This window comes from Streptosporangium becharense (assembly GCF_014204985.1).
Classification (GTDB): Bacteria; Actinomycetota; Actinomycetes; order Streptosporangiales; family Streptosporangiaceae; genus Streptosporangium; species Streptosporangium becharense.
Genome location: NZ_JACHMP010000001.1, coordinates 5,494,967 through 5,520,205, shown reverse-complemented (window position 1 = coordinate 5,520,205; position 25,239 = coordinate 5,494,967). Strand labels below are relative to the sequence as shown.

Here is a 25,239-nt window from a genome sequence, read left to right as displayed (position 1 = left end):
CCTCCGGGGATGCCCCCCGCGCCGGGGCCGTGAGCTGGGAGGCTACCGCCGGGGGTAGGGCCGGCCCTCTCAGGGTCGTCCCTGTCGGGGTAACCCTTTCCGCAGCCGTCTCATGAGGCCACCCCGGAGGGGCCCGCTTGACGTGGAGCGCGCTCTAAGGGGCAAGGTGGTTCCCATGGGGATGACCATCCAGGAGGCCGCCCGCAAGTCGGGGCTGAGCGCGCACACGCTGCGCTACTACGAACGCATCGGGCTCATCCACGAGGTCGGCCGGAACGCCGGCGGGCACCGCAGCTACACGGCGCCGGACCTGGAGTGGCTCCGCTTCCTCACCAGGCTGCGCGCGACCGGCATGCCGATCGCCGACATGTGCCGCTACGCCGAGCTGCGCAGGCGGGGCCCGGCGACCCTCGCCGAACGGCGACGGATGCTCCAGGCCCACCGCGCGCGGGTCGAGGCACGGATCACACAGCTGACCGGGGATCTGACGGTCCTCGACGAGAAGATCGATTTCTACATCACGCGGGAGAACCAATGAACAAGCGCCGCCTCGGGCAGGGGGGTCCGGAGGTGTCGGCCATCGGGCTCGGCTGCATGGGCATGTCGGAGTTCTACGGCCGGGCCGACGAGACCGAGTCGATCGCGGTGATCCATCGCGCTCTCGACCTGGGGGTGAATTTTCTTGACACCGCAGACATGTATGGAAGGGGACACAACGAGGAACTGGTCGGACGCGCTGTCTCGGGCCGCCGGGACGAGGTGGTGCTCGCCACCAAATTCGGCATCGTCAGGACCGACGAGGAGGCCGGCCGCCGGATCGACGGCAGTCCCGAGTACGTGCGCCGGGCGGCCGACGCCTCGCTGCGCAGGCTCGGCGTGGACCACATCGACCTGTACTACCTGCACCGCCGGGACACGACGGTGCCGATCGAGGAGACCGTGGGGGCGATGGCCGAGCTGGTCGCCGCCGGCAAGGTCGGCCGGATCGGCCTGTCGGAGGTGAGCGCGGAGACCCTGCGTAGGGCACACGCCACCCATCCGATCTCCGCGCTGCAGAGCGAGTACTCCCTGTTCACCCGCGGGCTGGAGGAGGAGATCCTGCCGACCGCCCGGGAGTTGGGCGTCGCCCTGGTGGCGTACTCGCCGATCAGCCGGGGGCTGCTCGGCGGCACGCTGCCCCCGGCCGAACAGCTGCCGGAGGACGACTTCCGCAAACACCACCCACGCTTCGCCGGGGAGAACGGGGCCGCCAACGAGGCACTCGTCGCGGAGGTCCGCGAGATCGCCGACGAGGTGGGCTGCACCCCGGCCCAGCTCGCGCTGGCCTGGCTGCTGACCCGCGGTGAGGACGTCATCCCCATCCCGGGCACCAAGCGGTTGCGCTACCTGGAGGAGAACGCCGCCGCGGCCGGCATCGCGCTCACCCCCGAGCAGCTCGCCTCCCTTGAGGCGGCCGTGCCCGCCGGAGCGGCCCGCGGTGACCGGTACGCCGACATGTCTCCCGTGGAGAAGTGACCCGGCGTGCTCGCCCCGCCCCCGGCGGGGGACCTCGCTCCGCCGCTCCGGACGACCGGCGCAGTGCCCCCGCCCCCGGCGCGCCGATCCCGTCATGGCCGTCACCGCGTCACCCCAGGCACGAGGCACCGCGTCACCCCAGGCGCGAGGCGAGGATCCCGGCGCGGGCGAGCTGCACCTGCCGGGCCTTCTTGGCGGCGTAGCCGAGCAGCGGGCGGGCCCAGGCGTGCACCACGAGGAGATCCTCGACCTCGGTCCCGCCGTCCTTGTCGTTGAGGGTGAAGCGGTAGTCCAGGCGCACCCCGCCGGGGCTGTCGACCTCGCCCTCCACGGTCTGCGGCGTGCTGCGGAGCGTAACCTTGATCATGTTGTCGTACTTGACGACGCCGAGGAAGGTGAACCGCTCGACCGAGGTGTATCGGGTCTCGCGCTCCCCCTGCTGGACGTCCTTGACCGCTACCACCAGTGGGGAGAGGCCCACGTAGCTCTGCGGCTGGCTCAGGTGCGCGCGCAGCGCCTCCGGCGTGTTCCGGACGTGAAAGGTGTTGCGCAGCGTGATGTTCGGCATGTTCCCTGTCCCCGTTGGAAGATCTTTTAACGGGAGACACTAACGGGTTCGGCCATGTACCAGCGGGCCGATTCCTCACCCCGGGTCAGGGAGTCGAGCCTGCGCGGCAGCTCCCGGCGGGAGAAGGGGTCGGCGCCCGCGTTGCGGATGTGGATGCCCACCGCGTAGACGTCGCGGATCTCCATCAGGGTGGAGTAGCCGGCCCAGGAGCGCAGGTCGCTGCCGTACGCGTCGGCGAAGGCGTCGACGTCGGCGGCGGTCAGGCCGAAGCGTCGCTGGCCGTGGTAGGTGTGGACCAGGTCCCACTCGCGGGGACCGACCGCGACGCCGTCCCAGTCGCAGAGCACCACGTGGCCGTCGGCGCAGCGCAGCAGGTTGTCGATCCAGGCGTCGCCGTGCAGCAGCACCGGAGAGCGGTCCACGACCAGGCCCGACCAGCGGTCGGTCAGCTCCTCGATGCGGTCGCGCAGCCAGGCCCGCTGGCACGGGGTGAGCTCCTCGGAGCGTTCCACCGCGCGGCGCACCTCCGCCAGCGGGTCGGCGAAGCGCTTGAGCGCCACCGGCGGCACCGGCAGCAGGTGCAGGCTGCGCAGGATCCTGCCCAGCTCGGTGGTGGTGGGCCGCCCGCTGGAGGGGACGTAGTGCCAGAAGGTGACGACCCTGCCCTCGTGCACCACCGGCTGGTCGGAGATCTCGTCGGCCGGACGCACCGCGGGGAACCCCTGCTCGGCGAGCCAGCGGGCCACCGCGAGCACCAGCGGCAGCCGGGTGAGCGCGTTGGGGGCGGTGGCGATCCTGACCACGATCTCACTGCGCAGCTTGAAGACGGCGTTGCTGCGCACCCGCAGCAACTCGGCGTCCCGGTGGTCGATCCCCAGGCCCTCGCAGACCTCACGCAGGACCGTGAACGCCTCCTCGGCCAGCGCCCCCATCAGCCGGTCACCACCGGCGGCGCGCCGGTGACCAGGTCGGTCAGGCGGCGCACCGCCGCCGCCCGGTGCCTGGCCGGTGGCACCTGTGCCAGCAGCGCCCGCGCCCGGGTCAGCACGATGGAGGTGCGGTGCTCGGGCGGGACCTGGAGCAGGGCCTTCTCCGCCAGAAGGCAGGCGTCGTCGACCTTGCCGGCGCGGACCATGTGCGCCGCCTGGTCGAGCAGGATGAGCACCGGGTCGATGGCGTACGGGCTCGACGGCCCCGGAGTCCATTCCACCTGCTCCCCCAGCTCCATCAGCGTGCCGATCCGGTAGAACTGCAGCCGTCGTTCCGAGAAGCGGAAGGCCAGGTGGTCGTGGCCCTCCGGCGGCATCCGGGAGAAGATCCGCTCCGCCTCGGCCAGCGCCACCCGGGCGGCCTTGTGCTCGCCCATCCGCGCCAGGGCCCGCGCCTCGGCCGCCGCGCCGAGCGCCGCCGGCGAACTGGGGGCGTTGCCCGCGAGCATCCTGGCCTCGCGCGCCAGCCGCACGGTCTCGGCCAGGTCGCCGTAGTAGTACGGCAGCATCGCCTGCTGTGCCCGGACGAGGGCCCGCAGCCGCACGTCGCCCATGTCGTCGGAGGCGGTGCGGGCGGTGCCGTACCAGGCGTGGGCCTGGCGGGTGTCGCCGAGCTTCATCAGCGCATCGGCCGACAGCAGCGCCAGCATCACGGTGGCGTTGAGCAGGCGGCGCTGGGCCATCGCGGGCTGGCGGGCCGCGCAGAGCGCGCGGACGTCCGACAGCTCCAGCATCAGCCGGTAGAGCATCGGGACGGGAGCGCTGCTGATGTACTCGCGGCGGTAGCGCAGCACCTGCTCGTCGAGCCGGTCGAGCTGCTCCTCGGTGACGGTGGTGGCGGCGAGCGTACGGTCGAGATCCTGGCGGGTCCGCTCGACCTCGGCCAGCAGACGCCCGTTCATCACGGGCCGGGAGCCGAGCAGCGCCTCGTGGAACAACGCCCGCCGCTCCACGTCGTCGGCGGCGGCGGTGTGCTCCTCCAGCCGGTACGGGGTGCGGCTCTCGCCACCGGACACGACCACGACCCTGGCCCCGCCGCCGTCCTCGCAGTAGTCGCCGGCCAGGCCGAGCCGAACCGCGTTGGCCCGGTAGAGCCGCGCCAGCAGGTCGATCGTCTGCGGGCGGGGCCTGGCCCGGTTGTTCTCCCAGGCGTTGAGCAGGTCGATGCTGGCTCGCGCCTCACCCAGGTCCTGGCGCTCGCAGAGCTCCTCCAACTCCTGGACCGCCTGCCTGGCCGACCATCCCCTGGCCAGGCGGTGGGCCTTCAGCAGGCTCACCCCGCAGCAGCCGTGCACGGCCTGCGTGATCTGCCAGTGCGTCCACTGCCTCGCTTCGGCCTGCTCCCGCCATCGTCGCGCGCACGCGGGCGAATGCTCACCACGGGCCACGGCGCCTCCCGGTCGCTGTTTACCGAAGATTAACGAGAGCGCACCGCAGAGTGAGCTCACCTGTGCGTTGCATTCCCTTTATTCGTGGTTTTCCCACGGAACAGCGTCGGGTTTCCGGTGTATTCCACCGATACGGAGAGGGGAATGCCCCGGGGATGATTGCCTGACCTGCCCACGAACCCGCACTCTGCAAGACAAACACGTCACCAGCGTCCTCCAGGAGTGATCCGGATGATGGCAGAGCGCGGCGAAGCCGTGGACCACCTGCGGCGGCTGGCCGCCCAGTTGGAGGCACACGCCTTCCAGGTGCGTCTGAGGTCGCCCACGGGGCTCCACCCACGACTGCAAGTGATCAACCCGATGGTCCCGGCGAGAACCGAGGACGTGCTGGCCGCCCACGAGGAGGACGGCGAGTGGTGGTTCTGGCTCTCCTGGGCCGGCCGGATCGGACAGGCCGAAGACGTCGCCACGGCCGCTGAGCGTGTGGCCAGTGTTCTCCATGTGATACGCAGATAGGTGATTCTTGGGCGCCACATGGGTAACACCCGGTGATCAAGCCCAGAATGGAGCGGGACATGAAAAGGATCCAGGTCGTGCAACGTCCGCGTCCGCCCCGTGAGCCGGTGCCGCTCGACCTGCGGAGCCCCTCGGGGCGGCCGCTCCCTTTCTGACCCGCCCCGACCGCGGCTCACGCCGCCCCGAGGCCCGGAGCCGGAGTCGCAAGGTCTCCCTTGCAAAGGGATTTGCAAGAATCCTTCAAGTGCCCTGCAGGCGCCTCGGGAGACCTTGTGACCATGAAGAGCGCCCCTTTCAGCTTCAGCGTCACTGTGATAGTCCCCGCCATGAACGAGGCCCGGAACCTGCCGCACGTCTTCGCGACCCTGCCGTCCTGGATCGACGAGGTGATCCTGGTCGACGGGAACTCCACCGACGACACGGTGGCCGTCGCCCGGTCGCTCCGCCCGGACGTGCGCGTCGTCACGCAGACCCGCCGGGGCAAGGGCAACGCCCTCATCGAGGGGTTCGCCGCCGCCACCGGTGACGTCATCGTCATGATCGACGCCGACGGGTCCACCGACGGCCGGGAGATTCCCGCCTTCGTGGCCGCGCTGGCCGAGGGCGCCGACTTCGCCAAGGGCACCCGCTGCCTGCCCGGTGGCGGGTCCGACGACATCAGCCCGATCCGCTCGCTCGGCAACGCCGCGCTCACCAAGCTGACCAACCGGCTGTACGGCACCCGCTACACCGACCTGTGCTACGGCTACAACGCCTTCTGGGCCCGTCACCTGGACGCGCTCGACCTCGACTGCGACGGTTTCGAGATCGAGACGCTGATGAACATCCGCGCCGCCCAGGCCGGGCTGGTCATCAGCGAGGTCCCGAGCCACGAGCGCAGCCGCATCCACGGCACCAGCAACCTGAACGCCGTCCGCGACGGCCTGCGGGTCCTCCGCACCATCCTGCGCGAGCGCGACAGGCGGACCGTCCGCCGGGTCAAGCTCCAGCAGGAGCACGCCACCGCGGCCTGACCCCCGGCGCTCCCGGCACGTCCCTGACCCACCTGACGTCTTCGACACACCCGACACCCCCGGCGCCCCCTCCCCGGCGCCTCCTCCGGCCGCTTGTCCCGGTCTCCGCGGCGAACGACTCGATCGGCGTTCCCGTCGTTCCGTACGATCAAGGCGCGGTACGGACAACCGCGCCCGCCGCTCGTCGGCGCCGCCCCCGCAACGAAAGGTCGCGCCGTACGATGCTGGATCTGCTCTTCGACATGGAGACCCAGGATCCCGACGATGTGCTGACCCTCTGCCTGGTCGCCTGCCATCCGGCCGTACGGCTGCGCGGAGTGACCCTCACCCCCGGATCTCCGGCCCAGGTGGGGCTGGTCCGGCGCGTGCTGCGACTGCTGGACCGGGACGACGTCCCGGTGGGCGCCGAGGACCCCGGCACCGGCAAGGACCACGTGTCGGCCTTCCACCACCGCTGGCTCGGCACCCCTCCCCCGTCCCAGCCGGACGCCTCACCCCCCGACCTGATCGCCCGGACCCTGGAGCGTCACCCCGACGCCGCGCTCCTCACCGGCGCGCCGCTGCGCAACCTCGGCAGGCTGCTCGACGAGCGACCGGAGGCACGACTGAGCCGGTGGGTGGCCCAGGGCGGGTTCGCCGGCGACAACGTCGTACCGCCCGAGCACCGGCTGCCGAAGTTCGAGGGCCGCGACGCGTGCCCGACGTTCAACTTCAACGGCGAGCCCAGAGCGGCCCGGCGCGCCTTGTCGTCGGGCGAGCGGATCGGGCGACGCGATCTCGTCTCCAAGAACGTCACCCACGGCGTCCGCTACGACCGGGAGTTCCACGAGCGGCTGCGACCGTACCGGGACCGCACCGCAGGGCTCGGCCTGATCTTCTCGGGCATGGAGCGTTACCTGCGCAAGCGGCCCGCGGGGAAGCTGCTGCACGATCCCACCGCGGCGTGCGTGGCCGTCGACCGCACCGTCGCCTCATGGGCGGAGGTCGAGGTCGTCCGGGAGGAGAGCGGCGCGTGGGGCGTGCGTCCGGCCCCCGGCAGCCGGACGTTCATCACGGTCGCGCTCGACCACGAGCGGCTCTTCGAGATCTTCGTCGGCGAGGGCGTGTAGGTCCCGGTCGCTCCGGACCCGCCCGGCCACCGCGGGACCACCGCCGTCCGCGGTCCCTCCGGGCGAACCGAGCGAACCGGGTGGACCGGGGGCCGGCTCCGGCCGTCAGGCGGCCTCGAGCGCCTCGGAGACGGAGGGGAAGACCTCGAACACGTGGATCAGCCCGGCGAGGGTCAGCCTGCGGGCCAGGTTGCCCTGGATACCGGTGAGGATGAGCCGGACCCCCTCGTTCAGGCCCTGGTGGCGCGCCTGGAGCAGCTCACCGATCCCGGAGGAGTCGCAGAAGGTGAGCGCCGACAGGTCGAGAATGAGGATCGGCGCCCGCAGGGACTTCCAGGCCCTGGTCATTTCCTCCCGAAGCACCGAGGTATGGCAGTGATCGAGCTCCCCGCTCGCCCGCACCACGAGTGTCGTGCCGTGTAACCCCGACGTGGCGGCGAAAACCGGCTCCGGTTCGTTTCCCGCGAACATCCCCAACCTCTGCCCTGACCTCCACAAGAAACACCACTGTCTCATATCGGGCTGCCCGACCTGACAAGGTGTGACCCCTGTCAGCCGGTTACAGGGAGACTTGTCCCCCCGTGAACCGTCGCCTCACCGGCTCACCCGCGCTCTCCCCGCACGCCGTCATCCGCCCTGCCCGGACCGGCCGGCCCGCCCGCTGCACTGCGGGCTCACCCGCGATCTCCCCGTACCCCGTCATCCGCCGCCGGGCGGCGTGACCGCCTCCTCCGCGGTGTCCCGGACGTCGAACAGCTCCCCCAGCCCGAGCAGGTTCAGCCGCTCCCGCATCGTCGTCGGCAGGCCGGCCAGAACGAGCGACCCGGCGACCGCGCGGACGCGGGTGAGCGCGTAGATCAGCACGCCGTACCCGGTGGAGTCGCAGAACGACACCCCGCCGAGGTCGATCACGAGGCGCCGGCCGCCCTCCGTCCGCAACGCGACGTCGATCTCCTCCTTCAGCAGCTGGGACGACAGGTAGTCCAGGGATCCCCCCGCGTGGAGGATCATGCCGTGGCGCCGCCGGTCGACCCTGAGCTGGAATTCCAGTTCCTCCCGAACGGACTCCCCCGTACATCCGGCATCGGTCTCCCCCCTCTCGCCAACGTCCCAGGTGCCCCCCGCGGATGGATTTAATCTCGGCCGACACCGCTCGCGGATTACGTACCGGACAATGGCGACATGGTGCAGCCGCGTCCGACGGCGATCGCGATCGTCGGCATCTCCCTGCTCGCCGCGTGCAGCGCGAACGGCGCGAACGGCCCGATGCCCGTCCCGTCCCCGGCCCGGACGTCGCAGGGGGTGCCGTCGTCAGGCCCCCCGGCGGTCCCGGACCCGACGGCGACGGGGGCGACCGCCGCCTCCGCGGCGTGGACGGCCGAGACGGGCGCCAAACTGTCGGGACGGACGGCGTTGCTGGACGTGGCCGCCACCGGTCCCCGGGACGTCTGGGCCGTCGGCTACCAGGACAGCGCGGAGGACCGGGAGGGCACCCCGGCCGCCGTCCGATGGGACGGGAACCGGTGGCGCGAGGTGACGCCGCCCGCCGCCGACGTCCACCACCTGGAGGGGGTCAGCGCGGCCGGACCGAACGACGTCTGGGTGGTCGGCAACGGGCTCGGCGCGTTCGCCGCGCGCTGGGACGGACGGGAGTGGACGGCGCACAGCCCCTTCGGGGTGGCGCAGGACTACCGGATGGCCGACGTCGCGACGGGCGGGGGGAGCGCGTGGTTCGCCGCGAACGGCCCGTCCGGAGCGGTCGTCCTGGAGTGGAGGGGCGGGAGGTTCCACAACGTGCTGAGCACGGGGGGAGACCTGGAGGCGATCACCGTCAAGGAGGGCCACGTGTGGGCGGTGGGCACGAGCGAGAACCGGACGCCGCTGGTCTGGCACGGCACCGGCGGCGTGTGGGAGAGCGCGCGGACGCCCCCGGTGCCCGGTGGCAGGCTCGACCGGGTCTGGCAGATCTCCCCGTCGAACGTGTGGGCGGTCGGGCGGATCACCGTCGAGCCGGGTGGCGACGCGGCCCGTCCACTGGTCATGCGCTGGGACGGCGGTGACTGGACGGTGGTGGAGGTGCCGGTCGCCCGCGGGGCCCTGCACGGCGTCACCGCGTTCGGCCCCCGCGACCTGTGGATCAGCGGAGTGGACGCCGACCACTCCGGGCAGGCGCTCTTCCTCCACTTCGACGGCGCGACCTGGAGGCGTGAGTACGGCCCGTTGTTCCGGGTCCGCGCCGGGGAGCAGCAGTACGAGGAGAGCGACGACGTCGGCCGCACGGGCATCGCCCGGGTGCCGGGGACCGGTGCGCTGTGGGCGGTGGGCTCGGTGGGCTGGGGCGACGACGAGGACGCCTTCGTGCTGCGCCGTCGCGGCGGGTGAGGCCGGCCCGCCGGAACGGATCCCGGGCGTGACTCCCGGATTCGGCTTCCGGGGGTGCCTTCGAGCGCGGCTTCTGGGAACGGCGCCGGGGGTGGCCGGAAAAACCGGCGAAAAAGTCAGTGGCGTGCCGTAGTCTCTCTCAAACTCCGACAAAGAGGGAGTGCGACATGAAAAAGGTCCTCATCCTCCAGAAGCCCCGGCCACCTCGCAGACCCACGCCTCTCGACCTCCGCACGCCCTCAGGACGTGCGCTTCCCTTCTGACAGGAACAGCCGGTTCACGAACCACAGGACCACGCCGAGCGCGACCAGCCCACCGGCGCGAAGGTAGATGTCGGCGCCGCGTCCCGTGACCGGCAGCGCCAGCACGGCGCAGACCACCGCGCCGAGCACCGGCATCCAGGTGGGAGCCCTGAAGTGGTAGTGCTCCACCCGTTCCCTGCGGAGCACCAGCACGGCCACGTTGACCATCGTGAACACGCACAACAGCAGGAGCACCGTGGTGTCGGCCAGGGTGCTCACCTCTCCGGTGGCCACCAGTATCGCCGCGATGCCCACGGTGAAGACGATCGACACCCACGGGGTGGCCCGCGTCGGGTGAACCGCCGCGAAGAGCCGCGGCACGATGCCCTCTCGTGCCATGCCGTAGACCAGGCGTGACGCCATGATCATGTTGATCAGCGCGGTGTTGCCCACCGCGAGCAGCGCGATGAGCGCGAACAGCTTGGGCGGGAAAGCGAATCCGGCGACCTTGACGACCTCCAGCAGCGGGCCGGAGGAGGCGACCAGGGTCTCGGTGTCGACCAGCATGGTCGCGGTGAAGGCGACCGCCATGTAGATGAGGGCCGTGACGACCAGCCCGCCGAAGAGCGCGCGGGGGAAGTCGCGCTGCGGGTCCTTGGCCTCCTCGGCGAGGTTGACCGAGTCCTCGAAACCGAGCAGGGCGTAGAAGGCCAGGGCCGTGCCGCCCAGGACCCCGAGGAAGGCGCCGTTGGCGGGGTGGAACTCCAGCGCCCGTGAGGGCTCGCCATCGCCGGACAGCAGCGCGTAGACCCCGATCGCCATGATGACCAGCAGGCCGAACGCCTCGATGATCGTCAGTACCACGTTGACCTTGACGGACTCGGAGATCCCGGCGAAGTTCACCAGCGTGATCAGGCCGAGGAAGAGGAACGCCCCGACGACGACCGGCAGCGTGACGAACTCCGCGAGATAACGCCCGCCGAAGGCTCGCGCGGCGGCGCTCGCCGAGGTGACGCCGCTCATCATGACCGCGAAGGCCACAATGAACGTGAGGAAGGGGATGCTGAACGCTTTATTCACATACAGCGCAGCACCTGCCGCACGGGGATATTTACCGACAAGTTCGGCATACGAGGTCGCCGTCAGCGCGGCCAGTATGAAGGCGATGAGGAAGGGCAGCCACAGCGCTCCGCCGACGTTTCCCGCGACCTTCCCCACCAGGGCGTAGATCCCCGCTCCCAGGATGTCGCCCACGACGAACAGCAGCAGCACCCGGCGCCCGATGACCCGCTTGAGCGAGTGCTGCTCAGAGCCCGGACCGACCGTCATCTCAGCCATACCGCGCCCTTACCCGGCACGAGGCACGAATCACGCACTGTTACCCAGACCTTGCCGTAAGCACAGTGAAAGTGATCCGCAAGGAGGCACCCTTACCGTTCTTCTTGTCACAAGAAGCAATGAAAGGCAAAAATGTTCAGCCCCCTTTTCTCCCGCCGCATCGGTCTCGTCACCGCGGGAGTCGCCCTCATCTCCCTCACCGCCGCCTGCGGCGGCTCCGCCAACAGCGAGATCTGCAACGGAGCCGCGTGGTCGAAGGCCTTCTCGGACTACACCGCCTCGGCGACGGCCGCCGCCGCCGACGCGAACAAGCTCAACGAGGCCAACCAGAAGCTCTCCAGCGACCTGAAGGACCTGGCGGCCAAGGCCGACGGCGAGCTGGCCACCGCGCTCACCGAGTTCGCCGACAGCTTCGGGTCCCTCAAGATCGACGCGAACGACCCGGCCGCCACGGCGACAGCGGCCAGCTCGTTCAGCGCCAAGATCCAGGAGGCCGGCACCAAGCTCGCGGCGGCCTGTTCCTGATCCCGTGCCCGCCTGACCCGGCGGACCCCTCGGGGTCCGCCGGAGCGGGTGCCTCCCGGCGACGGAAGGCACCCGCGGAGGGCACCCGGTATACGGCCGTCGCTCCGCCTGCGGGGGGCAGTGCGGGGCGGCGACCGTAGCGGACGTCTCACGCAGGAGCCCCTGCCGCCGCACGGCAGGGGCTCCTGCGCGTTCCCGCCGCCCCGGAGCGCCGCCACGCCGTCGCCTCGGAGCCCGCCGGATCCGGCCGGATCCGGCCGCCGGAGCGCGTCAGGTCCCGGGAACGCGTCAGGTCCCGGGAACGCGTCAGGTCCCGGGAACGCGTCAGGTCCCGGGAACGCGTCAGGTCCCGGGAACGCGTCAGGTCCCGGGAGCGCGTCAGGTCCCGGGAGCGCGTCAGGTCCCGGGAGCGCGTCAGGTCCCGGGGGTGCGGCGGGTCCGGATGGCGCGGGCCTCCTCGTAGCAGCGCTCGAACCCCTCCAGCACCGCCGGCCAGGAGCTGCGGACCGGCTCGGTCTCACGGTTGTGGGCGGCGATCGACTCGCGCAGCTCGCGGTCGCGGACCAGCCGGGCCACCGACGCCACCAGGTCGTCGAAGCTCCGGCCGAGCAATCCCTCCTTCCCCTGCCGGACGAAGTCGGCCACGCCGCTCTGCGCGCGGGCCACCACCGGGACCCCGGCCGACCTGGCCTCCAGCGCCGCCAGGCCGAAGGACTCGCGGGGCGCGGGTGCGACGAAGACGTCCGCGGAGACGAGCAGCTCCCGGATCCGGTCGCGGTCGTAGCGGCCGGGGAGCGACACCCAGCCGGTCATGCCGTTGGCCCGCAGGTAGCGCTCCATCTGCGCGCGGGCCGGGCCGTCCCCGACGACGGTGGCCCGCATGGGCCTGTCCCCCGGCACCCTGGCGCGGGCCTCCTTCAGCAGCCTGAGCAGCCGCACCGGTTGCTTGCGCGGCGCCAGCCGCCCCACCGCGACCACGTGCACCGGCTCCTCACCCGACCGGCGTCCTCCGGAGTCGGCGCCGTTCCCCTCAGCGTCCGCACCGTGCCATGCGGGGTCGGCGGCCGGGCGCCAGGCGGAGACGTCGAGCCCGTTGGAGACCACGTGCACCGGCACGCCGGGGCCGGCGACCGCGCGGATCGGCCGGGCGGCGGCCTCGCTCACCGCCGTGCCCACCAGTCCCCAGCGCTGCCACCCGTACGCCGCCCGGAGCCCCCGGTAGATCGCGCGGGTGACCGGGTCCCACATGCTGTGCACGGTCACCACCACGGGCAGCCCTGCCCGCACGGCCGCCCGCACGCCCATCCAGGCGAACGGCGAGACCGCCCCGGTGTGCACGTGCACCACGTCGGGACGGCGGGCCGTCATCAGCCGGAGCATGTGGCGCACCCCGAACGGGTGGACGGGCAGGTCGAACGGGAGCTTCGCGACGATCCTGTGCACACCCGGCAGGGGTTCCCCGGGGGTCGCGGTGGCCACCTCGACCTGGTGACCCGCCTGGCGCTGCGTCCGGATCAGGTCGGCGACCTGAACCTCGATCCCGCCCAGGCGGGGCAGGTAACAGTCACTGACGTGGAGGATCCTCACCGTGCCAGCGTAGCCCCGCATGAGATCATGCCTGCGTGCCCTCTGCGGCGCATCCGAAGCACGCGAACGGAGTGAGCCTGATCGACACCGTCAAGACAGCAGTGTTCTTCCACGCCCACCCCGACGACGAGGCCCTGCTGACCGCGGGCACCATGGCGATGCTCGCCGCCGAGGGGCACCGGGTGGTGCTCGTCGTGGCGACCTCGGGCGAACGGGGGCAGGCCGACATCGAGCCCGGCGAGGAGCTGGGAGCCACCCGCCTGGCCGAGCTGTACAAGTCGGCGGCGGTCCTCGGCTGTGCCCGGGTGGTGAACCTCGGCTACGGCGACTCCGGGCTGGCGCCCGACGGCGGGATCGCTGAGGAGCGGCCCGGCGACGCCTTCATCGACGCCGACACCGAGGAGGCCGCCCGGCGGCTCGCGGCCGTCCTCACCGAGGAGGGAGCCGACCTGCTGACGATCTACGACCCGGCGGGAGGCTACGGGCATCCCGACCACGTCCAGGTCCACCGGGTCGGCGGCCGGGCGGCGGAGATCGCGCGGACCCCGATAGTGCTGGAGGCCACGGTCAACCGCGACCCGCTGCTGCGGGCGCTGAGACTCGTGCGCAGGTTCTACCCCAAGCTCGACATCCGGGCCTTCGAGCGGGCCTACTCCCCCGGTGAGACGATCACCCACCGGGTCCCCGTACGGCGCTTCACCCGCCAGAAACGGGCGAGCATGGCGGCCCACGCCTCCCAGGCGACCGGCGCCGACACCCGCACGCTCGGGGCGTTCCTCAAGATCCCGTGGCCGCTCTACCGCCTCGTCTTCGGCACCGAGTGGTACGTCCGCCGCGACGCCCCCCTGGGGTCCCGGCTGAGACACCCCTTCGAAACTCCTCCCAAGGGATGACTCCGGAACCGGCAAACTAGGTCAAGGGGGTGCCATGAAGAACAAGCTCATTCAGATCGTGCTGTCAGTCGCGTCGCTGGCGCTGGCCGTCACGCTCGTGGTCTTCATGCCCCAGATCGTGGAGGCCCTGACCGGCAAGCAGGTCTCCTGGCCGCAGATCGGTGCCCAGTTCGCCGCGCTGAGCCCCCAGGCGGTCGCGCTGATGGCCGCCGTCTGGCTGCTCAGCCTGCTGTCCTACACGTTCGTGCTGACCGCGTCGCTGCCCGGCTTGACCCACCTGCAGGCGTTGACGCTGAACGCCGGCGGCAGCGCGGTGAGCAACCTGCTCCCCTTCGGAGGCGCGGCCGGGGTGGCGGTGACGTTCGCCATGACCCGGGGGTGGGGCTTCCCGGCCCGCGCCGTGGTCGTCTCCACGCTGACCAGCGGCATCTGGAACACCTTGTTCCGTTTCCTGCTGCCCGCGGCGGGCATCGCGGCCCTGCTCGCCAGCGGGCAGACACTCAGCCCCGCGGTGACCAACGCGGGCCGGGTGGGCGTGCTGTCCATCCTGGCGCTGGTCGCGGTGGTGACCGCCGCGCTCTACTGGGACCGCGCCGCCGACCTGCTCGGCCGGTTCCTGGACGCTCTCGCCCGGCTGCTTCCCCGCGGCGTCCGTCCCGCCGGGAACGCCGCCTCCGAGGCGCTGCACAAGCTGCGCGCCGACACCTCCGAGATCGTGCGCAGCCGCTGGCCCGGCCTGACCCTGGGCATGACCTTCTTCCTGGGCTTCCAGTGGCTGATCCTGGTCGTCTGCCTGCACGCCACCGGCGCCTACCCCGGCCTCGCCCAGTCGATCGCCGCCTTCGCGCTCTCCCGGGTGCTGACCACGGCATTGGTGACTCCCAGCGGAACGGGGATAATGGAGGCGGGGACGATCGGCGCTCTGGTCTTCTTCGGCGCACCGCTCGATTCGGCCACCGCCGCGGCGTTGCTGTTCGGGTTCTGGACCTACACTGTCGAAATCCCCTTCGGTGGGCTGGCGCTCGGCGCGTGGGCATTCCTGCGCCGGCGTGAGACCGCCACCCCGGCCCCGGAAAAGGAGCCGATCAGCCGCTAGATTGGGAAATATCTTGTGTGTCGTTCGAAGGCCCGCATAGCGTGGCGGCTGACATGGTGGCGTTCCGGGTTCTCGGTCCGGTCGAGGCGCATTCCGGTGAGGACGAGCTCGACCTAGGCGGGCTGCGGCAGCGTGCCGTCCTGGCCCGCCTGCTCGTGGCACGCGGTCAGGTCGTGCCCGTCGACTCGCTGCTGTACGACCTGTGGGACGACGACGCGGCCAAGGGTGCCCAGTCCGGCCTGCAGGTCTACATCTCCCGGCTGCGCCGGGTGCTGGAGCCCGGCCGCCCCCGTGGGGGCCCCAACCGGCTGCTGGTGACGGTGGCCTCCGGCTACGCGCTGCGCGCCGCCCCCGAGCAGGTCGACGCGCTCCGCTTCGAGTCGCTGGTGCGCAGCGCCGGTGAGCAGCTGGAGGGTGACGACCCCGCGTCCGCGCGGGTCAGCCTGGAGAAGGCGCTCGGGCTGTGGCGCGGCACCCCGTACGCCGACTTCGCCGACCAGCCGTGGGCGGAGGCCGAGGTCAACCGGCTGGCCGAGCTGCGCCTGGTGGCCCGCGAGCGGCACGCCGACAGTGCCCTGCGCATGGGCCTGCCCGCCGAGGCCGTGCCCGACCTGGAGGCGCTGACCACCGAGCACCCGCTCCGCGAGGAGGGCTGGCGGCTGCTCGCCCTGGGGCTGTACCGGTGCGGGCGGCAGGGCGACGCGCTGGCCGCGATGCGCAAGGCCCGCACGATCCTCTCCGACGAGCTGGGCATCGACCCGGGCCCGGCGCTGCGCAAGCTGGAATCCGACATCCTGGCGCAGGACCCGGGGTTGGAACTGGCCGCCCCGCCGCCCGCGCGGCTCCGGCCACCGGTGGCCGCCGACTCCTGGCCGCCCCGGCCCACGGTGGCCCCGGTGGAGCTGCCCCCGCTGGAGCCGGAGCCGTTCGTCGGCCGCGACACCGAGCTGGCCAGGCTGACCTCGGCCGCGTCCAGGGCCGGCCGGTTCACCGTCGCGGTCGTCAGCGGCGACGCGGGCGCGGGCAAGACCACCCTGCTCCGCCGGCTCATCCGGCAGCTGTCCGAGGAGGGCTGGAGCGTCTCCTGCGGCGCCTGCCCCGACAGCAGCGCCACACCGCCCGGCTGGGCGTGGGTGGAGATCCTCCGCACCCTGGTCAGCGCCGTCGGGCCCGGCGAGTACGCCCAGTTGCTCGCCCCGCTCCTCGACGACACGGCCCCCGAGCCTGACGACGAGGTCTCCGGCGGGTTCCGGCTGCACCGGGCGGTGGGCGGCTATCTGGCGGCCGTCGCCAAGGAGACGCCGATCCTGCTGACCCTGGAGGACCTGCACTGGGCCGACGACCAGACCCTGGCGCTGCTGCGCGCGCTGCCCAGCCTGCTGGCCACCAGCCGGGTGCTGCTGGTGGTGACCTGCCGTGACAGCGAGCTGAGCGACCAGCAGGCCGACGTGCTGGCCGCGCTGGCCAGGCTCGGTCCCGTCCGGGTGGGCCTCACCGGCCTCGACACCAAGGCGGTGGCCGAGCTGGTCCGGGCGACCTGCGTGCGCGAGGTCGACGAGGACGCGGTCAACACCATCGTGGAGCGGACCGGCGGCAACCCCTTCTTCATCCGCGAGACCGTGCGCCTGCTCGACGCCGAGGCGGTCAGCGACCGCGCCACGGCCGCCGAGGTGATCTCCGGTGTGCCGTCCGGGGTCCGCGACGTACTGCGCCGGCGGATCGCCCGGCTGCCCGGACCGGCCCAGCAGATCCTGCTGCAGGCCGCGGTGATCGGCCGCGACGTCGACGTCGACGTGCTGGTCGACGTGTCCGGCGACGAGGACGCCGTCGTCGACGCGGTGGAGGCCGCGCTGCTGGCCGGCCTGGTCACCGAGCCCGGCCCCGGCATGCTCCGCTTCGACCATGACCTGGTCCGCGACACGCTGTACTCCGACGCCTCGCGCCTGCGCCGCTCACGCCTGCACGCCGCGGTGGCGTCGGTGATCGAGCACCGGAACCCCGGTGACGTGGCCGCGCTGGCCCACCACTACGACGCGGCGGGCACCGCCGACACCGCGGCCAAGGCGGTGCACTACGCCGGGCTCGCCGCCGAGCAGGCCGAACGGCGCTTCGCCCACCGTGAGGCCGCCACGCTGTGGGAGCAGGCGATCGCCGCCTTCGACCGTTCCGGCGTCACGCACACGCCGGAGCGGACGAGGGAACGGCTGCTGCTGACGCTGCGGCTGATCAAGTCGCTGGCGCTCTGCGGTGACATGGCGGCGGCCCGCAGGCGGCGGCGGGAGGCGATGGACGCGGCGCTGCCGCTGGGCAACCTGGAGCTCACCGCCCGGGTGGCGGCTTCACTGGCCGTGCCGCACAAGGGCATGGCCCGTGACTTCACCCGCACCGCCTGGGAGATCGTCGACGTCGCCGAGCAGGCGCTGGTCGAGCTGCCTCCGAGCGAGCAGTCACTGCGGGCGAGCCTGCTGGCCACGCTTGCGCTGGAACTGGAGGGATCGGCCACCCCGCGGGGCGAGCAGGCTTCGCTGGAGGCGGAGGAGCTGGCCCGGCGGAGCGGTGACCCCGCGCTGCTGGCGACCGCGCTGAGCGGTCGGCTGCGCCAGTCGTACGGCATCACGCCGGTCGGTGAGCGCGAGGTCATCGGCCGGGAGCTGCTGGAGGTCGGCAGGACGACCGGGCAGGTCGCGGTGCAGGCGCTGGCGCACCTGGTGCTGATGGAGTGCGCCGCCGCCTCCGGTGCGTTCGCCGACGCCGACGCGCACGTGGCCGCCGCCGAGAAGCTGGCCAAGCAGTACGGCCTGTCGGCGCCGGCCGCGGTGGTCGCCTGGTACGCCGGGCAACGGCTGATGATCGCCGGAGACTTCGCGGGGGCGGAGCGCGCCTACCGCGACGCCGCCCGGGTGACCGCCAAGGCGGGCATGCTGGAGGGCCGCCAGGACCTGCCGCTGATCACCGCGTTCTGCCTGCACCTGGTCAACGGCCGGTCCGCCGAGATGGTGGAGCCGCTGGCCGAAGCCCACCAGCGCGGCGCCAAGTGGACGACCGACGCCTACGCGGTGGCCCTGGCCTCGGCGGGTCACCCGCGCGACGCGAAGGCGGTCATCGCGGTGAAGACCCCGGTGCGTCCCGACTTCCTGTACGAGCTGGCGATGGTCTGGCGGGCCCTGGCCGGGATGCTCCTGGACGACCGGGAACGGATGACCGAGGCGTACGACACGCTGAAGCCGTTCGCGGACCGGATCGCGGGGGCGGGCACGGGTGTGGTGGCGTTGTGGCCGATCTCGCTGACCCTGGGCGACCTGGCGCTGCGGCTGGGGTTCGCCGACGCGGTCAAACCGCACTACGAGAACGCCCTGGCGGTCGCGGAGCGGGTCGGCGTCCCCCGGTGGGTGGAGGCGGCGCGGCGTTCCCTCGGCGACTGACCGCCGCCCGGCCGGGCGGCGGCGGGGTCAGCAGGTGACGCGGAACTTCTCGCTGCGCAGCGGGTCGCGCTCGCCGGAGACCGTCAGCACCGCCCGGTACCAGCCGGGGTTGTCGACGATCCGCGGCTGCCACTCGACGGTCTGACTGCCACCGGTGAAGCCGGAGCTCGCGGTCAGGTAGGTCCGCCAGGCGCGGCTGGCCGGGCTCCAGCGCTCCAGGCGCCAGTCGTAGGAGACCGCGGCCTTGGGGTCGGCGTCGCCGACCACGCTCTGGATCCGGTACGGCCGGTCGCACGAGCCGGAGACGGTGAGCTCGCTGACGGTCACCACGCCCTTCGCCGGGACCTGCGCGGCCCGGCCCGCCACCACCTGCTCGGCGGCCTGCTCGACGGCGACCTGCTCGGCGGGCGTCGACTCCGACGACAGGGCCACCGTGTGCACCGGGGCCCGGGCTGCCGAGATCTGGGCCGCCGGGGCTCGCTCGCTCCGCTCGGAGGCGCCGTAGGTGCTCTCCACTCCCAGGTAGGCTCCGGTGAAGGCGAGCGTGGCGACGAGCAGCTTGACGACGCTCGTGGTCCCACTCGCCACCATCGGCGTCACCCTGTTACGCGGATTCATGTCAGACACCTTCCTTCGTCGCATACAGGTGTACGCCGCAGTTCTTGATCTCTGGTTGACGTCCGCTTGCAGCCGATGGAAGCCCGCTTCGGGCTCCCGCCGTCCAGGGTGAGGTAAGGCGGCCCTAATATCGGGACAGGACAGGCGGAACGACCGTGGCGGTGATGTTCGGAATGCGACCTGTTGCGTCGGCGGCCCCCGACCCCGGATCCACGTCCTTTCTGGGGATATCCGCGTGGCTCTGGCCGATGATCCTCGGCGGCATCGGCCTGTTCGCCGCCTTCCAGGCCTACTACTGGATCGGCCACCGGCTCGGCCCGAAGATCTACGCCTCCCGCCTGGGGCGGAAGATCCCCGAAGACAAGATCCTCAAGGTCGAGGCCGCCGTCCGGAAGTGGGGGGCGCTCGCCGTCTACGCCTGCTTCTGGGTGCCGGGTGTGCGCCACACGCTGCCCTGGGTGGCCGGTGTGCTGCGGATCTCCTATCCCTGGTACGTCGTGGCCAGCGCGCTCGGCTGCCTGACCTGGGTTCCGGTGACGTATCTGGGCCTCTACGCGGTGATCTGGGGCTGGCTGGAACTGGCCGCGCAGTCGCCGCTGCTGGCGGTCCTGGCGGCCCTGGTGGTGCTGGCCGTGGTCGCCGGCTTCGTGCGCCGGCGCCGCCGCAGGGCCGCCGCCCGCCGGGATTCCGAAAAGCTCACGACGCCCTGAGCGCCTCCCGGGGCGACCGTCCGCCCCGGGCACCGGTCCGGATGGGGGTGCCTTGTCCGTGCTCCTGGCCATAAGACCACTGCTGCCATCTTTCGGGCGGCCAAAACCTCAGAGTCGACATATCGCCGGTGGATTCTGTCACCATGGCTCCCATGCAAACCGGGGGAATCCACCTGATGACCTGCGCCGCAGTGGCCGCGGCGATCACCTTTCCCGCGTCGTCCCTCCAGACCTCCGCACCCGCTCCGACCGTTCCGCGCGCCGCACCCGCCGTGCCCGTGCTCACCGCGTCCGTCGTGCCCGCGCCGACCGCCGCACTCACCGCGTCCGCCGCACTCACCGTGCCTGCCGCGTCCGCCGCACCCGCTGTGTCCGCTGTGCCCGTTTCCGCCGGGCGGCCGGCCCCGGCGGTCCCGGTCGCCGGACCGGCCGTTCCCGTCTCGGCGTGGGACGCCCGGGACTCCGCGCCGGCGGCACCGGGACGGGCCGTTTTCCTGTACGAGCCGGGTACCGGAACGGTCCATCTCAGTAAGCAGGCGGCGCGCCGGATGCCGGTGGCCAGCCTCACCAAGGTCATGGCGGCGTACGTCGTGCTGCGCGAGGCCCGGCTGGACGACACGGTCACGATCACCGCGGCCGACGTCAAGCACGCCGCGCGCAACGGCGCGACCCACGCCTCGCTGCGCGCCGGGGAGCGCCTGACCGTCCGGGACCTCCTCTACGGGGTCATGCTCCCCTCGGGAGCCGACGCCTCGCACGCCCTGGCCCGCGTCTACGGTCCGGGCAACGCCAGGTTCGTGGCGAAGATGAACACCATGGCCCGTTCCCTGGGGCTGACCGACACCTCCTACGCCAACGCCGACGGGCTGCCCAAGCCGAAACCCGGCTACTCCACCGCCACCGACCAGGCGAAGCTGGCCGAGATCGCCCTACGCGACCCGACGATGCGGATCATCTCCGCCACCAGGCGGCACGTCGTCCCGAAGACCAAGCTGCACCGGGCCCACGTCTGGACCAACAGCAACAAGCTTCTCGGCAAGACCCCCGGCGCGCTGGGTGTCAAGACCGGTTACACCGACGCCGCCGGTTACTGCCTGTCGTTCGCCGCCGATCGCGACGGCCGCCGGATCGTCGGGGTGATCCTTGGCGAGTCCAAGTCCGAGCGGCGTTTCCAGACCGCCACGCGCCTGCTCGACTGGGCCGAGGAGCTGGCTCCAGTCCCGGCCGTCTGACCTCGGGCACCGGCGGGGAGAGGGACCGCACCGTCCCGTGTCACGGCCACCGTGTCACGGCCACCGTGTCACGGGCGGCGTCCCCGCCGGAGCCGCGTCCGCCGTTCCGTCCCGTGTCACGGGCACGTCCCCGCCAGGGCCCCGCATCAGGCCCGTTCCGTCCCCTCTCCTCCGGCCTCGCAGCGGCAGCGGGGCTCGAAGCGGTGGGCCAGGCGGATCTTGATGTCGTCGTTCCTGAACTGGTACAGCACGCCCTCCCTGCGCAGGATCTCCCGCGCGCACAGCCGGTCGGCGAACCGGATGAACCTCCAGGGCAGCTTCCGGGTCGTCGCAAACCACGTCAGCGACATGAAGTAGGCGATGCACGCCGAGTTGAAGCTCGCCACAACCACTCCGATCGTCAGGCCGAACAGCAGCCCGTCCTCGATCCCCAGCCGCAGCCGCGAGACGCGCACGACCACGTCGAGCAGGCAGGACATCGGCCCGAGGAGCGCGGCCAGGGCGAGCGTCGCGGCCAGGCCGACCCCCGCCACGCTGACCGCGAACGTCGTGACGTCGTCGCGGAGGAGACTGCGGGGGCTGGCGACGGCGACCGCCTGCCCGCGCCGGGGACCGCTTCCCGTGACGCCCGCCCAGCTGACGAGACCTCCCACGATCCCGACCGGGACGCCCGCCGTGAGCCCGAAGGAGAAGGCCAGGGCCACGCCGTAGGCCAGGTCGTGCCGGAACGCGCCGGTGATCCCGCCGGCGAGGCCGACCGGCGTCGCCGCGACGACGCCGGCGACGATCCTTCGCGGCCCGTGGACGCCCCGGCGGAGCCGGAAGCCCACCCGGGCCGGGGAGAGCGCCGCACGTCCCGGGATCAGCAGGCGGGCCGCCAGCACCGCGACGCCGATCCCCAGGGTGACCGCCAGCAGCACCCCGGTGAACCGGCGGTCGACGTGGCCGTCCGCCACCAGCCACCGTTGCGTGACGACGGTGGCCGCGGCGGAGAGCGTACCCGCGGACGCGACGAGCAGCACCGGCCGCACCACTCCCTCCAGGACCTTCGCCTTGCCGAAGGCGACGATCGCGATCGCGGTGCCGCACTGGACGGCGTCCGCGACCGCGACCCCGGCGGGCAGCACCCCGCGACCCAGCAGGAAGACCACGAGACCCGACACCAGGCCCATGGTCGCGGCAGGCCCCGCCCCGAAGACCGTGCCGCGGGTGGCACCGAGGATCACCGCCGTCGTCGTGCCGATGGCGAAACCCCGGGTGAGCCCGTCGGGCATCCGCAGCGCCAGCTCGTAGGCGGGGCCGACGGCCAGTCCGAAGAGCGTCGCGATCCAGGCGGGTGGGACGGCCTCGTGGACGCGCCACCAGGTGAAACCGCTCAGGCCCCGCGCGTGGAGCTGGTAGGCGAGGAACCCGAGATGGCGGCCGTCCCTGCTGTGCAGCAGTTCCCCGTCGACGGAGAGTGCGCTCTCCACGTGGCGGTCGATGAGGAAGTCGCGTAGTTCGTGCGGCGAGGAGTCGGCCGGGGCCAGGAACTCCTCGGGCCGCGCCGTCCCCGAGGCGACCAGCCGCCGGAACAGGCTCAGGTAGAGGGGGGTGCTCAGCACCCGCGCCTGGTTGGAGCCCGGATCGACCCGCACCCCGCCCGTGGTGGACAGGGCCAGGTAGCGGTGGATCGTCTCGGTGGTGAGGGGCAGGATGTCGTAACCGGCCCAGTTCTCCGGCCCGGGGAACTGCCCGATGCGCCGGCGCGATCCGCAGAGCACGATCACCGTCACGTGGGAGGGTATCCGCTCGGCGATCTGCCGCATCGCCTCACCGGCCGTGCCGCGGGGGAGCTCGTCGAGCCCGTCGAACACGAAGACCGGTTCGGTGGTGAAGACGAGCTGGTCGAGCAGCCGCGTGACGTCCTCGACGCCCCGGACGCTCTCGTAGGCGTTCCTGAGCTGCCTGCCGAGCCAGGAGTCGAGCGGTTCGGCCGGGTCCCAGGAGGCCAGGGAGAGCGGGACGGGCAACCGGGCGGGGTCGTCCAGCAGCCCGCGCGCCATCAGCAGGGCGAGGGTGGTCTTCCCGCCGCCGGTGGTCCCGTAGACGACGGCCCGGCGCAGGGCACCCGCGGTGACGAGCGCGGCGGCGGTGGCGCCGAACTCCCCGGCGGTGACCGGGGTGCCGTCGGCGGGGCCGATGTGCAGGTCGGGGTGCCGCCCGCCGTCCCTGCTTCTGAGCACCACCGGCAGGATCCGGGAACCGAGCAGCCGCCGCCGGTGCGCCTCCCTGCCCAGGATCACCCGCATCTCGGTCCGCAGCGGACCGGTGATCTGGGCGATGTCACCCGTCGTCCGGCGCGGGGGTGCGAAGAAGCCGAAGGTGGCGAGCAGGGTGACCAGGGCGGTCAGGATGCTGGATACCTCGTCGGCGTCGTTCTGCGATCTGAGGAGCAGGACGTATCCCAGGTAGCAGAGCCCCGTCAGGGCGATCACCGCGGAGACCACCCGTTGCGTCCGCCGCCCGCTCACCGGCCTTCTCCCGGCGGCCGGGGGGAGGATCCCCACGCACGGAAGGAGGGGAGGAGGAGCACTGCCGACGTTGATGTGACGCTCACATTGGAATCGACGCGCTCTCCATAAACGCGGTTCACCATTTCCGGAGGATTTTACGATAAGAATCGTCGTGCATTTAATACTTTTTTTCGGTGCATTATCGGCGATGTGATGATGCTGATAATCGAGCTGCCGCCTGCGGAGACGATCGGTAGCCTCTGTCAGCATGGATGATGATCTGTCGGAAATCCGGGCACTCGTGGAGGCCGGAGACGTCTCCGAGGTCGTGCGGCGCCTGCGGTTCAGCGCCGAGGAACTGCCCCTCACCGAGGTGGCCCGCCTCGCAGGCTGGGCGGCCACCGAGACGGGGTTCGAGGACCTGGCCGACGCGTCGGCGAGGGTCGTCGCCGACCCGCTGGACCCGAAGGCCCTGTTCGACTTCGGCTACGCGTGCATCGAGCGCGGGGTGTCCGCCCTCGCCGTCCCGGTGTTCCGGGAGGTGCTGCGGCTCGCACCGGCCTCGTCGCTGGTCCTGGGTGAGCTGGTGACCGCGCTGGAGGACGAGGGGCGTCACGGTGAGGCGGTGGAGGTCCTGGAGCGGCACGAGGCGACCCTCCACGACTGGCCCGACCGCTACCTGCTGGTCTACAACTCCATCATGAGCGGGGACCTGGAGCGGGCCGGGCGGAACTACGCCCGCCTCTCCGAGCCGGACGACCCGCGCTGGCTGCCCGCCTGGGCCCGGGGCGGACGCATGCTCGCCCGGGCGGAATCGGCGCGGCGGGTCGCGCCGCTGGACTGGCAGGACCTGCGCGGCTGGCACTTCACCCTGACCGGCGGCGTACTGGGCACGCTGTCGCCGTACGGCTTCGTCACGAGCATGAACGGCCGCTACGCGTACTTGCAGGACGACATCGGCGGCTGCCTGCGGGGGCTCCTCCGGCTCCGGCTGATCATCGACGCGGCCGGGCTGCGGCCGCGGACGGTCTCGCTGCTGCCCGACCGGTCCAGCCGGATCCTGGGCCTGGCCGCGGCCGAGGTCCTCGGTGTCCCGGCCGAGCCGTTCACGCCGGACCGGCCCGACACCGTGGTCGTCGCCTACAGCCTGGACGAAGTGGACGGCGACGTCCTGGCGGACCTGTGGAACCGCGTCCCCGGCCAGGTGCTCTACGAGCACGCCACCTGCTGGACCGATCCGCCCGCGCTGTCCGCCGACGTGAGCACCCTGCTCCGCCAGCACGGCGCCTCCCCGTGGGGAGGCAAGCGCATGTGGTTCAAGACGGACGGCTCGCCCGCACAGATCTCCCTGGAGGACGCGTGGTTCGAGATGGACGGCTTCTCCCCGGCCGACAGGCCCGCCGAGGACGTGGCGGCCGAGATCGTCCGGGCCGACCCCACGCCCGACCCCGGCGACGGCGAGACACCGGCGGACCCCGACGAGGGCCTCGCCGCCTTCGTCGCGGGCATCCGCGACCGGTGGCTGGACGGCCCCCGGGAACGGGTCAGGGCATCGGGCCCCGTGCTCTCCTTCCGTTTCGCGTGACGGGAGCAGGAGTGAG

22 protein-coding genes are annotated in these 25,239 nt (G+C 72.1%); 13 read left to right on the top strand and 9 right to left on the bottom strand.

Annotated elements, in window-relative coordinates:
* Nucleotides 1-175: 175 nt before the first annotated feature.
* A complete protein-coding gene (locus F4562_RS24215; protein WP_184541003.1) occupies nt 176-538 on the top strand; it encodes a MerR family transcriptional regulator in 363 nt (120 codons plus the stop codon).
* Nucleotides 535-1,515: an aldo/keto reductase gene (locus F4562_RS24210; protein WP_184541004.1), complete on the top strand. Its 981-nt coding sequence runs from the start codon at nt 535-537 to the stop codon at nt 1,513-1,515. The genes F4562_RS24215 and F4562_RS24210 overlap by 4 nt, the downstream gene beginning before the upstream one ends.
* Nucleotides 1,516-1,648: 133 nt before the next feature.
* Here the strand turns inward: F4562_RS24210 and F4562_RS24205 are convergent, their stop codons facing one another.
* From F4562_RS24205 to F4562_RS24195, 3 genes are read right to left on the bottom strand one after another with little or no spacing between them, the layout of a single operon-like run.
* On the bottom strand, nt 1,649-2,083 hold the full coding sequence (locus tag F4562_RS24205; protein WP_184541005.1) for an SRPBCC family protein: 435 nt from the start codon (nt 2,081-2,083) through the stop codon (nt 1,649-1,651).
* A 26-nt stretch (nt 2,084-2,109) separates the two neighbouring features.
* Nucleotides 2,110-3,015 (bottom strand): phosphotransferase enzyme family protein, encoded by a 906-nt coding sequence (locus F4562_RS24200; protein ID WP_246473544.1) that lies wholly within the window; start codon nt 3,013-3,015, stop codon nt 2,110-2,112.
* Nucleotides 3,015-4,460, bottom strand: coding sequence for a helix-turn-helix domain-containing protein (locus F4562_RS24195; protein WP_184541006.1), 1,446 nt, complete (start codon nt 4,458-4,460; stop codon nt 3,015-3,017). The genes F4562_RS24200 and F4562_RS24195 overlap by 1 nt, the downstream gene beginning before the upstream one ends.
* 231 nt (nt 4,461-4,691) lie before the next feature.
* Here F4562_RS24195 and F4562_RS24190 point away from each other — a divergent pair, with 231 nt between their 5' ends.
* The 3 genes from F4562_RS24190 (at nt 4,692) to F4562_RS24180 (ending at nt 7,098) form a co-directional block, all read left to right on the top strand.
* Nucleotides 4,692-4,976 carry a hypothetical protein gene (locus F4562_RS24190; RefSeq protein ID WP_184541007.1) on the top strand — a complete coding sequence of 95 codons (285 nt, stop codon included), beginning with the start codon at nt 4,692-4,694 and terminating at the stop codon, nt 4,974-4,976.
* 278 nt (nt 4,977-5,254) lie between these two features.
* Entirely contained in the window at nt 5,255-5,989 is a 735-nt protein-coding gene (locus tag F4562_RS24185; protein WP_184541008.1) for a glycosyltransferase family 2 protein, read from the top strand.
* 221 nt (nt 5,990-6,210) lie between these two features.
* Nucleotides 6,211-7,098: a nucleoside hydrolase gene (locus F4562_RS24180; protein ID WP_246473542.1), complete on the top strand. Its 888-nt coding sequence runs from the start codon at nt 6,211-6,213 to the stop codon at nt 7,096-7,098.
* Nucleotides 7,099-7,203: 105 nt separating this feature from the next.
* Here the strand turns inward: F4562_RS24180 and F4562_RS24175 are convergent, their stop codons facing one another.
* Together F4562_RS24175 and F4562_RS24170 are read right to left on the bottom strand one after the other, a co-directional pair.
* Complete coding sequence (locus tag F4562_RS24175) at nt 7,204-7,569, bottom strand: STAS domain-containing protein (protein WP_184541009.1); 366 nt, start codon at nt 7,567-7,569, stop codon at nt 7,204-7,206.
* Between the two features lie 228 nt (nt 7,570-7,797).
* Nucleotides 7,798-8,148: an anti-sigma factor antagonist gene (locus F4562_RS24170; protein ID WP_260315940.1), complete on the bottom strand. Its 351-nt coding sequence runs from the start codon at nt 8,146-8,148 to the stop codon at nt 7,798-7,800.
* A 132-nt stretch (nt 8,149-8,280) separates the two neighbouring features.
* Here F4562_RS24170 and F4562_RS24165 point away from each other — a divergent pair, with 132 nt between their 5' ends.
* Nucleotides 8,281-9,480, top strand: a complete 1,200-nt coding sequence (locus tag F4562_RS24165; protein ID WP_184541011.1) for a hypothetical protein — start codon at nt 8,281-8,283, stop codon at nt 9,478-9,480.
* Nucleotides 9,481-9,719: 239 nt separating this feature from the next.
* Here F4562_RS24165 and F4562_RS24160 read toward each other — a convergent pair whose 3' ends face one another.
* Entirely contained in the window at nt 9,720-11,060 is a 1,341-nt protein-coding gene (locus F4562_RS24160; RefSeq protein WP_184541012.1) for an APC family permease, read from the bottom strand.
* Nucleotides 11,061-11,192: 132 nt separating this feature from the next.
* On the opposite strand from F4562_RS24160, the gene F4562_RS24155 reads away from it, so the two are divergent.
* Complete coding sequence (locus F4562_RS24155; protein ID WP_184541013.1) at nt 11,193-11,585, top strand: hypothetical protein; 393 nt, start codon at nt 11,193-11,195, stop codon at nt 11,583-11,585.
* A gap of 414 nt (nt 11,586-11,999) precedes the next feature.
* On the opposite strand, the gene F4562_RS24150 is transcribed toward F4562_RS24155, so the two are convergent.
* Nucleotides 12,000-13,172: a glycosyltransferase family 4 protein gene (locus F4562_RS24150; RefSeq protein WP_184541014.1), complete on the bottom strand. Its 1,173-nt coding sequence runs from the start codon at nt 13,170-13,172 to the stop codon at nt 12,000-12,002.
* Nucleotides 13,173-13,207: 35 nt separating this feature from the next.
* Here F4562_RS24150 and F4562_RS24145 point away from each other — a divergent pair, with 35 nt between their 5' ends.
* Genes F4562_RS24145 through F4562_RS24135 form a run of 3 tightly spaced genes read left to right on the top strand, consistent with a single transcriptional unit; the run spans nt 13,208 to nt 18,583 of the window.
* Nucleotides 13,208-14,065 carry a PIG-L deacetylase family protein gene (locus tag F4562_RS24145; protein WP_311733951.1) on the top strand — a complete coding sequence of 286 codons (858 nt, stop codon included), beginning with the start codon at nt 13,208-13,210 and terminating at the stop codon, nt 14,063-14,065.
* 34 nt (nt 14,066-14,099) lie between these two features.
* A complete protein-coding gene (locus F4562_RS24140) occupies nt 14,100-15,161 on the top strand; it encodes a lysylphosphatidylglycerol synthase transmembrane domain-containing protein (protein WP_184541015.1) in 1,062 nt (353 codons plus the stop codon).
* Nucleotides 15,162-15,202: 41 nt separating this feature from the next.
* Entirely contained in the window at nt 15,203-18,583 is a 3,381-nt protein-coding gene (locus tag F4562_RS24135) for an ATP-binding protein (RefSeq protein WP_311733952.1), read from the top strand.
* A 27-nt stretch (nt 18,584-18,610) separates the two neighbouring features.
* Here F4562_RS24135 and F4562_RS24130 read toward each other — a convergent pair whose 3' ends face one another.
* On the bottom strand, nt 18,611-19,201 hold the full coding sequence (locus F4562_RS24130) for a hypothetical protein (RefSeq protein WP_184541016.1): 591 nt from the start codon (nt 19,199-19,201) through the stop codon (nt 18,611-18,613).
* Between the two features lie 164 nt (nt 19,202-19,365).
* Here F4562_RS24130 and F4562_RS24125 point away from each other — a divergent pair, with 164 nt between their 5' ends.
* Both F4562_RS24125 and F4562_RS24120 read left to right on the top strand, forming a co-directional pair.
* Nucleotides 19,366-19,911, top strand: a complete 546-nt coding sequence (locus F4562_RS24125; protein ID WP_246473541.1) for a DedA family protein — start codon at nt 19,366-19,368, stop codon at nt 19,909-19,911.
* 143 nt (nt 19,912-20,054) lie between these two features.
* Nucleotides 20,055-21,143 (top strand): D-alanyl-D-alanine carboxypeptidase family protein, encoded by a 1,089-nt coding sequence (locus tag F4562_RS24120; RefSeq protein ID WP_246473540.1) that lies wholly within the window; start codon nt 20,055-20,057, stop codon nt 21,141-21,143.
* A 146-nt stretch (nt 21,144-21,289) separates the two neighbouring features.
* On the opposite strand, the gene F4562_RS24115 is transcribed toward F4562_RS24120, so the two are convergent.
* Nucleotides 21,290-23,656 (bottom strand): NACHT domain-containing protein, encoded by a 2,367-nt coding sequence (locus F4562_RS24115; protein ID WP_184541017.1) that lies wholly within the window; start codon nt 23,654-23,656, stop codon nt 21,290-21,292.
* Nucleotides 23,657-23,906: 250 nt separating this feature from the next.
* On the opposite strand from F4562_RS24115, the gene F4562_RS24110 reads away from it, so the two are divergent.
* A complete protein-coding gene (locus F4562_RS24110) occupies nt 23,907-25,223 on the top strand; it encodes a tetratricopeptide repeat protein (protein WP_184541018.1) in 1,317 nt (438 codons plus the stop codon).
* The last annotated feature ends 16 nt before the right edge of the window (nt 25,224-25,239 follow it).